The 14,453-nt window shown below is 68.6% G+C and carries 6 protein-coding genes and 1 riboswitch; of the genes, 1 reads left to right on the forward strand and 5 read right to left on the reverse strand.

The window, feature by feature from the left end; all coding sequences use genetic code 11:
- Positions 1 to 2 precede the first annotated feature (2 nt).
- From ileS to MRAB57_RS24530, 5 genes are all read right to left on the reverse strand, one after another.
- The gene (ileS, locus tag MRAB57_RS24510) at positions 3 to 3,140 is read right to left on the reverse strand and encodes an isoleucine--tRNA ligase (protein ID WP_077090825.1); all 3,138 of its coding nucleotides are present in this window, start codon (positions 3,138 to 3,140) and stop codon (positions 3 to 5) included.
- A gap of 265 nt (positions 3,141 to 3,405) precedes the next feature.
- Entirely contained in the window at positions 3,406 to 3,648 is a 243-nt protein-coding gene (locus tag MRAB57_RS24515; RefSeq protein WP_077089652.1) for an Rv1535 family protein, read from the reverse strand.
- A gap of 276 nt (positions 3,649 to 3,924) precedes the next feature.
- A riboswitch (M-box (ykoK) riboswitch) is annotated at positions 3,925 to 4,094 on the reverse strand.
- Positions 4,095 to 4,222: 128 nt separating this feature from the next.
- The gene (locus MRAB57_RS24520) at positions 4,223 to 5,341 is read right to left on the reverse strand and encodes an NAD(P)H-dependent flavin oxidoreductase (protein ID WP_077089653.1); all 1,119 of its coding nucleotides are present in this window, start codon (positions 5,339 to 5,341) and stop codon (positions 4,223 to 4,225) included.
- Positions 5,342 to 5,419: 78 nt separating this feature from the next.
- The gene (locus MRAB57_RS24525; protein WP_077089654.1) at positions 5,420 to 5,986 is read right to left on the reverse strand and encodes a carboxymuconolactone decarboxylase family protein; all 567 of its coding nucleotides are present in this window, start codon (positions 5,984 to 5,986) and stop codon (positions 5,420 to 5,422) included.
- A gap of 64 nt (positions 5,987 to 6,050) precedes the next feature.
- On the reverse strand, positions 6,051 to 7,790 hold the full coding sequence (locus MRAB57_RS24530; protein ID WP_077089655.1) for an AMP-binding protein: 1,740 nt from the start codon (positions 7,788 to 7,790) through the stop codon (positions 6,051 to 6,053).
- Positions 7,791 to 8,139: 349 nt separating this feature from the next.
- Here MRAB57_RS24530 and pks2 point away from each other — a divergent pair, with 349 nt between their 5' ends.
- A complete protein-coding gene (pks2, locus tag MRAB57_RS24535) occupies positions 8,140 to 14,433 on the forward strand; it encodes a sulfolipid-1 biosynthesis phthioceranic/hydroxyphthioceranic acid synthase (RefSeq protein WP_245836001.1) in 6,294 nt (2,097 codons plus the stop codon).
- Positions 14,434 to 14,453: the final 20 nt, after the last annotated feature.

Consider the following 14,453-nt stretch of genomic DNA (forward strand, 5'->3'; position numbering starts at 1 on the left):
GCCTACGCCTTAGCGATGCTCACCCGCACGCCGTCGCCGATCTCGGAACCATCGACCGGCTCACCGAATTCGAAACTGGTGGCCAGGATTTCGCCGGCGATCAGGTCGCGGTGCGTGCGCGCCCAGTCGGCCCGTTCGCCGGGCACCGCCATCACCACCTGAATGCGGTCGGACACGTCGAGCCCGGTCGACTTGCGCAACTCCTGCAGCTCACGAATCCGGTCCTTGGCCCAGCCCTCGGCCTCCAGCTCGGGGGTGACCGTGCCGTCCAGCACCACCAGCCCCGCTCCGCCGGGCAGCGCCGCGGTGAACTCCGGGTCGGCGGCCACCAGCCGCGAGCTGTACTCCTCGGGCTGCAGCACCGCGGGACCAGCGGTCAGGGTGCCGTCCGGGTTGGCGACGCCCTCGCCCGCCTTGACCGCCTTGATCGCGGCCTGCACGTCCTTGCCCAATCGCGGCCCGGCCACCCGCGCGTTGACGGTGAGCTCGAAGCGGCCGTAGGTGTCGATCGCGTCGGTCAGCTCCACGCTCTTGACGTTGAGTTCGTCGGCAATCAGGTCAGTGAACGGCACCAGCTGCTGCGGATCTTCCACCGCCACAGTCAGTTTCGGCAGCGGCAGGCGCACCCGCAGCTTCTTGGCCTTGCGCAGCGACGACCCCGCCGAACACACGTCGCGGACCTGATCCATCGCGGCGACCAGGTCGGGGTCCGGCGGCACTAAGCCGGCCTGCGGCCAGTCGGTGAGGTGCACCGAACGCTCGCCGGTGAGCCCGCGCCAGATGATCTCGGTGACCAGCGGCAGCAGCGGCGCGGCCAGGCGTGCGACCACCTCCAGCACGGTGTGCAGCGTGTCGACGGCGTCGCGGTCTTCCTCCCAGAACCGCGAACGCGACCGTCGCACATACCAATTCGTCAACGCCTCGGTGAACTGCCGCAGCTGCTCGCACGCCCCCGAGATGTCGCACACCTCCAGCGATCCGGTGAGCTCGTCGCGCAGCACGGCCAGCTTGGCCAGGATGTAGCGATCCAGCACATGCTTCGAATCGGTGCGCCAGGTACCGACTTTGGGCGCATACAGGGCCAGGAAGCTGTAGGCGTTCCACAGCGGCAGCAGCACCTGCCGCACGCCCTCCCGGATGCCCTGCTCGGTGACGATCAGATTGCCGCCGCGCAGGATCGGCGACGCCATCAGGAACCAGCGCATCGCGTCGGAGCCGTCGCGGTCGAACACCTCGGAGACATCGGGATAGTTGCGCAGCGACTTGCTCATCTTCGCGCCGTCGGAGCCGAGCACGATGCCGTGCGCCACACAGGTTTTGAACGCCGGGCGGTCGAATAGCGCGGTGGCCAGCACGTGCAGCGTGTAGAACCAGCCGCGGGTCTGCCCGATGTACTCCACGATGAAGTCGCCCGGGTAGTGGGTGTCGAACCAGTCGGAGTTCTCGAACGGGTAGTGCACCTGGGCATACGGCATGGACCCCGAGTCGAACCACACGTCGAGCACATCGGGAATGCGCCGCATCGTGCTGTTGCCGGTCGCGTCGTCGGGGTTGGGCCGGGTGAGCTCGTCGATGAAGGGCCGGTGCAGGTTGGTGGGCCGCACCCCGAAGTCGCGCGCCAGCTCGTCGAGGCTCCCGTACACGTCGATGCGCGGGTAGGCCGGGTCGTCGGACTTCCACACCGGAATTGGCGTGCCCCAGTACCGATTTCGGGAGATCGACCAGTCGCGGGCGCCCTGCAGCCACTTACCGAACTGGCCGTCCTTGACGTGCTCGGGGTACCAGGTGATCTGCTGGTTGAGCTCCACCATGCGGTCGCGGAATTCGGTGACCGTGACGAACCACGACGACACCGCCCGGTAGATCAGCGGGTTGCGGCACCGCCAGCAGTGCGGGTAGGGGTGCTCGTAGGTTTCGTGGCGGATCAGCACCGGCTGGTTGACGGCAGCCGGGCCGCTCTGGTTCTTCAGGTCGCGGATGATGTGCGGGTTGGCGTCAAAGACGTGCTGCCCCTGGTAATCCGGGACGGTGGCGTCGAACCGGCCCTTGGAGTCGACCGGGGTGACCGGCACGATGCCCACCCTGTCGGTGGTCGCCATGTCATCCTCACCGTAGGCCGGCGCCATGTGCACGATCCCCGTGCCGTCCTCGGTGGTGACGAAGTCACCCGGCAGCACCTGAAAGGCCTTTGCGGTATCCATGAAATACGGGAACGGCGGCAGGTAGCGCGTGCCCAGCAGCTCGGCGCCGGTGTAGCTCCCGACCACCTCGGGCGACTCCCCTTCTTGCAGCCCAAGCTCTTTCGCGTAGACACCGAGCCGCGCCTCGGCCAACACCAGGCGACGGTCGCCGGCCCGCACCGCGACGTAGGTGACCTCGGGGTTGACGGCAACCGCGAGGTTGGACGGCAGCGTCCACGGCGTGGTCGTCCACACCAGCAGGTAGGCGCCGTCCAGCTCGCCGCCCGCCACCCGGAAGCCGACCGTGACGGCCGGGTCCTGCCGCCTTTGGTAGACGTCGTCGTCCATCCGCAATTCGTGGTTGGACAACGGGGTTTCGTCGCGCCAGCAGTACGGCAATACCCGGTAGCCCTCATAGGCCAGGCCCTTGTCGTGCAGCTGTTTGAACGCCCAGATCACCGACTCCATGTAGGGCAGATCGAGCGTCTTGTAGTCGTTGTCGAAGTCGACCCAGCGCGCCTGGCGGGTGACGTAGGCCTGCCATTCATCTGTGTAGCGCAACACCGATTCGCGGCACGCCTCGTTGAACGCGGCGATCCCCATGTCGTCGATCTGCGACTTGTCGGTGATGCCCAGCTGCCGTTCGACTTCGAGTTCGGCGGGCAGCCCGTGGGTGTCCCAGCCGAATCGGCGATCGACCTTGTAGCCGCGCATCGTGCGGTACCGCGGCACGATGTCCTTCACGTAGCCGGTGAGCAGGTGCCCGTAGTGCGGCAGCCCGTTGGCGAACGGCGGGCCGTCGTAGAAGACGTACTCCTCGGCGTCGGAGCGGCGGGCGATGCTGGCCCGGAAGGTGTCGTCACGGGCCCAGTAGTCGAGGACGTCGAGTTCGAGCGCCGGGAAGTCAGGCGACCCGGCCGCCAACTTCGGATACGCCTTGCCGTCAGCGTTATCGGTCACGATGTGCGTCGTCTCCTGTGCCTTAATGCCATTCGGCACTATGCCCGTTGGGGACGACGACGCGCTACCTGCGCGAGCGCCGCGGTACCACCCCGCTTGCCGCGCTGCCGCGCGACCGCTCGATTATGGCTGTGACGGGCCTACCCGTTCGGTTCTACTTGGCCGGACGGCCGTTCTTCCGAAAGCTCCCCGGTGATAGCCGGATCGACGCCCTGTCGATTCTACGTAGGGCCGCAAATCAATCACGAGCGGCTGGACCGTTTGGTCAAGCCTTGACGACGTCGATGAGCCCGACCCGCCACAGAGCGGCGTACACGTGCCGGACCGGGACGCTCAACAGCCGAGCGGCGCCGTCCACCAGCGGGTCGCCGGCACCGAAGTGGCCTGCGACGGCCGGACCGGTCGCCTTCTTGGGCGCGGGAGCCGGAACCGGAGACGTGTCGTGCACCAGCCGCAGGTCGCGGGTGGGCACCAGGGTTACTACTTCGTGCTGCAGAGCTGCGGTCATGATCGCCTCCTCGAGGAGAATTCGAAACGAGCATCAACTGGACTCAAGTGTCCCGCTCCGATCCGAAAACGCTTGGCCGACAGGCCGATCGCGTGCGGCGACTTAGCGAAAAACATTGCGCCGGAGGTCGGGTTGGGACGGAAGATCGCCCGGATATCCATCCGGACTGCCACTGGAACTCATTCGTCCCTCACCTCCTCGACGGCTCGACGCGTGCGGTTGCCCGCACTTTCTGTGCGCACCAGAAGGAGTACCGAACCCGACGAACGTCGGAGATCTGCACCCCTCTCGTCAGAGTTTTGGCACCACACGACGTGTCCGATTGCTCGGAAGCCACCTGGGCTCAACCCTTAAGCCGGGAGGAGCTGTCCTGACCCGGGGCGTCTTTCGACGTTCGGGGTCAGTGGCCTGTATTCGTGTGGACGCCTCGCCTAACGAGGTGCTCGGCCCAAGGATGCATGACGGCCGCAACGCGGTCAAATTCGCCCGCGCGTGTTGCGCGATCTTTTTGCATCCATTACGCGCACCCACAGCGTTCGGCCAGCTTCAGGGGCGGTGACATGCGCAAACTGCGCTAGTCGACCAGCCCCTGCAGCCGCCCGACCGTGTCGATGAACTCCTCGACCATGTCGAGCACCACCGCCCGCGTCGGCCGAACCCGGTCGAGCGAACCGACCACCTGCCCGACGAAATAGGTCGCCAACTCCCGGGCCGCCGAGCCCGGGTGCGTGGCCGCCTGGTTGATCCGCACCTGCGGTTCGGTGATCAGGGCCGTCTGCAGCGGCATCCCGAGCGGGTCGGGGTTCTCCGGCCGTTCCCATTCGTCGGTCCAGGCCGTGCGCAGCATTCGCGCCGGCTTGCCCGTCATCGACCGCGACCGCACGGTGTCCGACGACGAGGCGGCCAGGAATTTCTCCTTGACCACGGGCACCGTCTCGGCTTCCTCCGTCGTCAGCCACACCGACCCGCACCACACGCCCTCGGCGCCCAGCGCCAGCGCGGCCGCGACCTGCCTGCCGCGCGCGATCCCGCCCGCCGCCAGCACCGGCACCGGCGCGACCGCGTCGACGACCTCGGGCACCAGCACCATCGTGGCCACCTCGCCGGTGTGACCGCCCGCCTCGGTGCCCTGCGCGACGATCAGGTCGACGCCGGCGGCGGCGTGCCGGCGCGCGTGTTCGGTGGTGCCGGCCAGCGCCGCCACCACCGCGCCCTTGTCGTGCGCGCGCTCTACGACGTCGGCCGGGGGCGGACCGAGCGCGCTGGCGAACAGCCGAATGTTGTGCGCGAAGGTCACTTCCAGCAGCGGTTCATACCCCTTGGGCGAGATGTTGAGGCCGCCCAGGGCTCGCGGCGGGTCGGCCGACGGCGCGACGCCGTAGCGGGCCAGCAGGTCGTCGACGAATGCCCGGTGCTCCTCGGGCAACAGCTCGCGCGCCTGCTTCGCGTCGATCCCGCCTCGCTCGGCGCCGACGTATTTGGGCGGCAGCAACAGGTCGACACCGAAGGGCTTGCCGCCGGTCTGCTCCTCGATCCAGGCCAGCTCGCTTTGCAGCCGCTCGGGGCTGTGCGCGACGGCCCCGAGGACGCCGAGCCCGCCGGCGTTGGTGACCGCCGCGACGACGTCGCGGCAGTGGCTGAAGGCGCAGATCGGGAACTCAACACCGAGCATCTCGGCGACTCTGGTTCGCATTTCACGACGCTAAGAAGCCGGGATTGATATGTCAATGAGTTCACGAGAGGAATTGCCGGACAACGTGTTTGGTGTCGCCTAGCGCGGCGTCCGGCCGTCCGGCGGCCAGCTGGCCACGCCCTCCTCCAGCGGGACCTGCAGGCTCTGCAGGATGGACGAGATCATCCGCCACGCGCCGATCGCGGTGACGAGCTCGACGAGAACCTTTGCATCGCCGTGCAATTCGCGTTCGCACGCCGCCCAGCTCTCGGCGCTCATCGCGCCGTCGCGCACCACGTCGTCGGTGGCGGCCAGCACCGCGCGTTCGGCGGGCCCGAATCCGTCGTAGTGCTGCCAGTCGCGCACCCCGAGCAGGTCATCGGCCGTCACCCCGAGCCGGGAAGCAACGCGCCAATGCTGCGTCCACTCGTAATCACACCCGGTCAGCCAGCCGATCCGCATGATCACCAGCTCGCGCAGCCGCGAGTCCAGCTCGCCGTGCCACAGCATGGTGGCCAGCAAGTCGTTGATGGCCCGCGCGAGCTGCGGGTGGTTCAGCAGCACCTGGAAGATGCTGAGCTCGGCCATGTAGTCGGGCACGGCCGCCTCGTCGGCGGCGGCCCGGGCCTCCGCGAGCGGCAATCCGGGCACACGGGCTGTCGTCATCGTTTGAGCGTAGCCAGCGGTGCACCCGATGGCCGCGTTCCGCGACGCGACCCGCGATTGGCCCCTAGGCGTCCAGGCGCGCGAACTGACCGTGCCGGTACTGCTCGACACACGCCGCGCGGCGCACCTTGCCGCTCGTGGTGATCGGGATCGAGCCGGGCGACACCAGCACCAGATCGGCGACGCCGAGCCCGTGCGAGTTGGATATCGCCGAGGTGACGTCGCGCTTGACGTCGGCGAGCTGGTCCGCCGCCTCCTCGGACTTACCGCGGTCCCTGACCTCGATGATGGCGACGAGCTGCTCGGTGCCCGCGTCGGACACCGCGATCGCCGCGCATCGTCCGCGGGTGATCTCCTGGATCGTCGCCTCGATGTCGTCGGGCGAGTGGTTGCGCCCGTAGACGATCAGCAGGTCCTTGATGCGGCCGATGATGAACATCTCGCCGTCGGAGAAGAAGCCCCGGTCCCCCGTGCGCAGCCAGCCCTCGGCGGGCAGGCCGTCGGCCGGACTTTCCACGCGGCCGTGGAACGTGTGCTCCGTCTCGTCGGGCTTCTGCCAGTAGCCCAGCGCGACGTTCTCGCCGTGCATCCAGATTTCCCCGGCGGTGCCCTCCGGGCACTCGATGCGAGTCTCCGGATCGACGATGCGGATGATCGGCGACCGGGTCACGCCGTAGCTGACCAGCGGCGTCCCCGATCCGGTCGCGCAGCGCTGCGCGTTGCCTGCCGACAGCTTCTCGGAATCGAACTCGACGACCTCGGGCGGGTTGGCCGGAGTGCGGGTCGCCGCGTACACCGTCGCCTCGGCCAGGCCATAAGACGGGCGGATCGCCTTGTCCGGGAAATTGAAGCGCGCGAACCGGTCGTTGAATCGCTTCAGCGTCGTGGGGTGCACCCGCTCGCTACCGCTGAGGATGACCAGGACCTCGCCCAGGTCCATCCCGGCCAGGTCGTCGTTCGACGTCTTGCGCGCCGCCAACTCGAACGCGAAGTTCGGGGCGGCCGAGAACGGGTGCGTGTTCTTGGCCAGCATCTGCATCCAGCGCGCCGGGCGCGCCAGGAACGACACCGGGCTGGTGAGCACCGTCCGGAAACCGCCCAGCACGGGCGCGCACACCCCGAGGACCAGGCCCATGTCGTGGTAGAAGGGCAGCCACGACGTGATCGTCATGTCCGCAGGCGAAACTCCGCCCATCTCCGCGAAGTAGTCGGCCATGATCTGCTCGAAGTTGGCCACCAAGTTCCGGTGCGAGATCATCACGCCGGCCGGCGACCGGGTGGACCCTGACGTGTATTGCAAATACGCGGTGCCGGAACGGCTTTCGCTCCGGAACGAGCCCATCGCGCCGTCCAGGTCCAGCTGGTCGACCTCGATCAGCGACGGAACGGGTCCGCTGGACTCCCCCTTGACGTAGCCGGCGACGACGTCGACGACGGGCGACGTGGTCAGCACGACCGACGGTGCCGAGTCGCGCAAGACGGAGCTGACGCGCTCGTCGCTCACACCGCCCAGCGGCACGGCGAGCGGGACCGCGATCTGCCCCGCCTCCATCGCACCGAGGAACGCGACGATGTAGTCGAGGCCCTGCGGGGCCAAGATCACCGCACGGTCGCCGGGCGACCCGGACTGCTGCAGCGCCTTGGCCATGTTCACGGTCCGCCGGTACAGCTGGCCCCAGGTCAGGGTTTCCTCGACCCCGTCCCAATCCTGGTCGTAGTCGACAAACGTGAACGCCTTGTCATTGGGCTGCAGACTGGCGCGTTCGCGCAGCACACCTGTAACGGAACTCTGGATCACGGGCATCAGGTTACCGTGGGTAACGACGCCGCACGGTCAAAAAGGACCAGTTGCGTGGCGGGGTGAAGTGCACCGCCGCTGACGAAATAAATCCAATCGGCACCAAGGTTGTCCTTACTCGGTAGGCGTAAGCAGCGCGTGCAACAGTTCCTCGGGAACCGGCCCCCAAACTGCACAGATCGCCTACAGTACGAACTCGATGGAGGACAGCGCTTGACCGAACGTGGGCATCGCGGGGGGCCGAGAGGATGCCACGACGTGCGTCAACGCAGCAGAAAACAAGGCTTACTCAGCCGTTCCAATAGGAGGCGGAATGGATTCGTTCGGGGCGAACGATGATCGAGGTTCGACTGGCATGAACACGCCCGCCGCGAGCGTCACACCCGTCACACCCGTTGCCGTCATCGGCGTCGGGTGCCGGCTCCCCGGTGGCATCGAGTCACCAGAGCAGCTCTGGGACGCGCTGCTGCGCGGCGACGACCTGGTCACCGAGGTTCCGGGTGACCGCTGGGACGTCGACGACTACTACGACCCGGAGCCCGGCGTGCCGGGTCGGTCCGTGTCCAAGTGGGGCTCGTTCCTCGATGACGTCTACGGGTTCGACCTCGAGTTCTTCGGGGTCGGCGAGCGCGAGGCGACCGAGATGGACCCGCAGCACCGGATCGTCATGGAGACCTCCTGGGAGGCCATGGAGCACGCCGGCCTCACCAAAGAGACCATCGCCAACACGCTGACCGGTGTGTTCCTCGGCCTGACGCACGCCGACTACCAGTTGCTGGCCGCCGACGCGCACGCCGTCGAGGGGCCCTACGGCTTCACCGGCAACAACTTCAGCCTGGCGTCGGGCCGCGTCTCGTACGCCCTCGGCGTGCACGGCCCCGCGATGACGGTCGACACCGCCTGCTCGTCCGGCCTGACGGCGATCCACCTGGCCTGCCGCAGCCTGCACGAGGGCGAAAGCGACCTGGCCATCGCCGGTGGCGCCTCGGCCACGCTGGACCCCCGCAAATCGGCCGCCGGGTCGGCCCAGGGCATGCTGTCGCCCACCGGGAAGTGCCACGCCTTCGACGTCGACGCCGACGGCTTCGTCTCCGGTGAAGGCTCGGTGATGCTGCTGCTCAAGCGGTTGTCCGACGCGCAGCGCGACGGCGACCGCATCCTGGCCGTCATCCGCGGCACCGCCGCCAACCAGGACGGCCACACGGTCAACATCGCCACGCCCTCGGAAAAGGCGCAGACCGAGGTGTACCGCGCGGCGCTGGCCGCCGCCGGCATCGACCCCGCCACGGTGGGAATGGTCGAGGCGCACGGCACCGGCACCCCGATCGGTGACCCGATCGAATACGCCAGCCTGGCCAACGTCTACGCCGTCGACGGGCCCTGCGCCCTGGCCACCGTGAAGACCAACTTCGGCCACGCGCAGTCCGCTTCAGGCGCGCTGGGTGTGCTGAAGACGGTGCTGGCCCTGCAGCACGGTGTGGTCCCGCAGAACCTGCACTTCAACAAGCTGCCCGACCAGATGGCCAAGATCAAGACCAATCTCTTTGTGCCACAAGAGAACACGCCTTGGCCCACTAACGGCAAACACCTGCGCCGCGCGGCCGTCTCGTCGTACGGCCTTTCGGGCACCAACGTCCACATCGTTATGGAGCAGGCCCCGGAGGCGCCCACCACGATCGACGCCTCGGGCGAAACGCCCTCCGCGCCATTCGTTTTCCCGCTGTCGTCCACCTCGGCTGACGAACTGCGCCGCACCGCGGGCCGGCTCGCCGACTGGGTGCAGTCGCACGACGAGGTGGCGCCGGAAGATCTCGGCTACACCCTGGCGCGCCGCCGGGTGCACCGCCCGGTGCGCACCGCCGTCGTGGCCAACAACTTCTCGGAGCTCACCACGGCGCTGCGCGAGGTCGCCGACGGCGACACCCCGTATGAGGCCGCCGTCGGCCGCGACGACCGCGGACCGGTGTGGTTGTTCTCCGGACAGGGTTCGCAGTGGGCGGAGATGGGCGCGCAACTGCTGGCCAGCGAGCCGGTGTTCGCCGCCACGGTCGCCCAGGTCGAGCCGCTGATCGCCCGGGAGTCCGGATTCTCGGTCACCAACGCGTTGTCGGCCCCGCAGGTCGTCACCGGCATCGACCGCATCCAGCCGACGATCTTCACCATGCAGGTGGCACTGGCCGCGACGATGAAGGCGTACGGCGTGCGCCCCGGCGCGGTGATCGGCCACTCCCTCGGTGAGTCCGCGGCCGCCGTTGTCGCGGGCGCGCTTTCGCTGGAGGACGGGGCGCGCGTGATCTGCCGCCGGTCCCGGCTGATGACCCGCATTTCCGGCGCCGGCGCGATGGCGTCGGTGGAATTGCCTGCGCAGCAAGTGCTTTCGGAGTTGATGGCCCGCGGCGTCAGCGATGTCGTGGTGGCCGTGGTGGCCTCGCCGCAGTCGACCGTGATCGGTGGTGCCACCGACACGGTGCGCGAGCTCGTCGCGGCGTGGGAAGAGCGCGAGATCATGGCCCGCGAGGTCGCCGTCGACGTCGCCTCGCACTCCCCCCAGGTCGACCCGATCCTGGACGAGCTGAGCGGCGTGCTGGCCGACATCAAGCCGCAGAAGCCCGAGGTGCCCTACTACTCCTCGACGCTGTTCGACCCGCGCGAGCCGGTCACCTGTGACGCCCAGTACTGGGTGGACAACCTGCGCAACATGGTGCGCTTCTCCGCGGCGGTGCAGGCCGCCCTGGAGGACGGCTTCCGGGTGTTCGCCGAGCTGTCGCCGCACCCGCTGCTGATCCACCCGCTGGAGCAGACGGCGCGCAACCTCGACATCCCGGCGATCGGTGTCGCCGGCATGCGCCGCGAACAGGAGCTGCCAAACGGCTTGCGCGACTTCCTGATTGCCCTGCACAGCGCGGGCGCCGCGATCGACTTCTCGACGCTGTACCCGACGGGCAAGCTGGTCGATGCGCCACTGCCCACCTGGACACACAAAGACCTGCGGCTGAGGCCGGACGACCAGGAGAAGAACTCCGCGCGCGGCGGTTCGACCATCTCGGTCCACCCGCTGCTGGGCCCGCACGTGCGCCTGCAGGAGGAACCGGAGCGCCACGTCTGGCAGTCCGACGTCGGCACCGGCGCCCAGCCGTGGCTGGAGGACCACCAGATCCGCAACGTGTCGGTGCTTCCGGGCGCCGCGTACTGCGAGATGGCTTTGGCCGCAGCGCATACCGTCCTGGGCGAGGGCTCCGAGGTCCGCGACCTCCGTTTCGAGTCGGCACTGCTGCTCGACGAGGAGACCGTGGTCGGCGCCTCCGCATCGGTGGCACAGCCCGATGTTCTCAACTTCCTCGTGGAGACGAACCAGGGCGGCGAACAGTCGCGCCAGGCGGCCGGCGTCCTGACCGTCGCTACCGACGAGCAGCCCGCCGCCTACGACATCGCCGCGCTGCTCGCGGCGCATCCGCGCGAGGAGGACGGCGCCGAGGTGCGTAAGGGCCTGGATGCCCGTGGTGTCCAGTACGGCCCGGCGTTCGAAGGGCTTGGCGCCCTGCACCTCGTCGAGGCCGAGGGCGAGACCGGCCACACCGTGCTGGCCGACGTCGTGCTGCCCAGCCAGATCCGCACGCAGCAAAGCGCTTACGGCGTGCACCCGGCCCTCCTCGACGCCGCGTTCCAGTCCGTGGGTGCGCACCCGGAGGTCCAGGCGCTGGGCGAGGACGCGCTGGCGCTGCCACTGAGCGTGCGCCGGCTGCGCTCCTACGTCCCCGCCCGCAACGCGCAGTACTGCTACTCGCGGATCACCCACGTCGAGGCCACCGCCATCGAATCCGACCTCGAGATCCTCGACGAGCGCGGCACCGTCCTGCTCAGCGTGCAGGGGCTGCGGTTCGGCACCGGCGTCTCGCCGGCCGGCCGCGACGACAAGGTGCTCGCCGAGCGGCTGCTGACCGTCGAATGGCGGCACCGCGAGGTGCCCGAGGTGGACCAGGCCGAGGCCGGGAACTGGCTGTTGGTCAGCACCACGGACAGCGCCGACCTGGCCGCATTGACCGACGCCCTGAAAACCCATGGCGCGCAATGCACCACGATGTCCTGGCCACAGCAGGCCGACCACGCCTCGAACGTCGAAGCGCTGAAGACATACCTCAGCTCGAGCGACTTCACCGGCGTGGCGATCCTCACCGGGCCGAAAAACGGCGACGCCGACGACAAGTCGCCGCAGCTGGGTCACGACTACGTGCAGCATCTGGTTCGCATCACCCGCGAGCTGACCGAGACCACCGGCGAGCACACCCGCCTCTTCGTAGTGACGCGCGACGCCCAGACCGTGGTCGACGGCGACGTGCCCAACATGGAGCAGGCCGGCCTGCGCGGGCTGATCCGCGTCATCGGCACCGAGCACCCGCACCTGCGGGCGTGCCAGATCGATGTCGACGATGCGACCGATGTCGAACAGCTGGCGCGGCAACTGCTGAGCGGGTCCGACGAGGACGAGACGGCATGGCGCGGCGGCGAATGGTATGTCGCGCGGCTGTCCCCGACGCCGCTGCGCCCCGAGGAGCGGCGGACCACCGTGGTGGACACCGCGACGGACGGGATGCGTCTGCAGATCCGGATGCCCGGTGATCTGGAGTCGATCGAACTCGTTGCTGCCGAACGGATTCCGCCGGGACCCGGACAGATCGAGGTTGCGGTCAGTGCGTCCAGCATCAACTTCGCCGACGTGCTCAACGCGTTCGGCCGCTACCCGGCCTTCGAGGGCCGGCTGCCGGCACCCGGCACCGACTTCGCCGGCGTGGTGACCGCGGTCGGACCCGACGTCACGGACCACAAGGTGGGCGATCACGTCGGCGGTATCTTCGCCGACGGCTGCTGGGCCACCTTCATCACCTGCGACGCCCACCTGGCAGTCACGCTGCCGGACGGCCTGACCGAAGCGCAGGCCGCCGCGATCACCACCGCGCACGCCACCGCGTGGTACGGCTTGGAAGAGCTGGCCCGGATCCGCAAGGGCGACAAGGTGTTGATCCACTCCGGAACCGGTGGTGTGGGACAGGCGGCCATCGCCATCGCCCGCGCCGCGGGCGCCGAGATCTTCGCCACCGCGGGTAGCGACGAGCGCCGGCAGCTGTTGCGCGACATGGGCGTCGAGCACGTCTACGACTCCCGCAGCGTCGAGTTCGCCGACGAGATCCGGCGCGACACCAAGGGCTACGGCGTCGACATCGTGCTCAACTCGGTCACCGGCGCAGCACAGCGCGCGGGGCTCGAATTGCTCGCTCTCAGTGGACGATTCATCGAGATCGGCAAGCGCGACATCTACGGCGACACCCGGCTGGGGCTCTTCCCGTTCCGGCGCAACCTGTCGTTCCTCGCCGTCGACCTCGGGTTGCTGGGTTACAGCCACCCGGAGCGGCTGCGGGAGATCCTGACCAAGGTGTACCAGCTCACGGCGGACGGTACGCTGCCGATGCCGGAGACCACGCACTACCCACTGGCCGACACGGCCACCGCCATCCGCGTGATGAGCGGTGCGCAGCACACCGGCAAGCTGGTGCTCGACATCCCGCACGCGGGACGCAACAGCGTGATCCTGCCGCCCGGACAGGTGCGGGCCTTCCGGGGCGACGGCTCGTACATCGTTACCGGTGGCCTCGGCGGCCTGGGCTTGTTCCTGGCCGAAAAGATGGCGGCGGCCGGCGCGGGACGGATCGTGCTGACCTCGCGCTCGCAGCCGACGCCCGAGGCGCAGGAGGAGATCGAGCGCATTCGCGCGACGGGCGCTGACGTTGTCGTCGAGAGCGGCGACATCGTGGAGTCCGGCACCGCGGAGCGGTTGGTGACCGCGGCGACCGCCACCGGCCTGCCGCTGCGCGGCGTGCTGCATGCGGCCGCGGTGGTCGAGGACGCCACCCTGGGCAACATCACCGACGAGCTTCTCGAGCGTGACTGGAAGCCAAAGGTCAACGGCGCGTGGAACTTGCACACGGCCACCGCCGAGCAGCCGTTGGACTGGTTCTGCGTGTTCTCGTCGGCGGCCGCGCTGGTGGGCTCGCCGGGACAGGGTGCCTACGCAGCGGCCAACAGCTGGGTGGACGCCTTCACGCTGTGGCGCAAGGCTCAGGGACTTCCGGCGACCGCGATCGCGTGGGGTGCATGGGCTCAGATCGGGCGGGGCGTCGCGCTGGCGGAGAACACCGCCCTCGCGATCGCTCCCGACGAGGGCGCGTACGCGTTCGATGCGCTGCTGCGGCACAACCGCGCCTACACGGGCTATGCGCCGACCACGGGCACGCCGTGGCTGGAACTGTTCGCCGAGCGCAGCCCGTTCGCCGAGGCGTTCCGCTCCAATGCCCAAAACGCTGGCGGGACAAGCAAGTTCCGGGCCGAGCTCGAAGAGCTGCCCCTGGAAGAGTGGCCGACCCGGCTGCGGAAGTTGGTCTCCGAGCAAGTCAGCCTGATTCTGCGGCGCAGTGTCGACCCCGACCGGCCGCTGTCGGAGTACGGCATGGACTCGCTGGGAGCGCTGGAACTGCGCACCCGCGTCGAGACCGAGACGGGAATCCGGATCAGCCCGACCGACCTCGCCAACGTCAACACCGTTCGCGGACTGTCCGACTTGCTGTACGAGAAGTTGGCTCCCGCTCAGGCGGCCTGACCGCAAGACGTTCCATTGAG

This window comes from Mycobacterium rhizamassiliense, from assembly GCF_900157375.1.
Lineage (GTDB): Bacteria > Actinomycetota > Actinomycetes > Mycobacteriales > Mycobacteriaceae > Mycobacterium > Mycobacterium rhizamassiliense.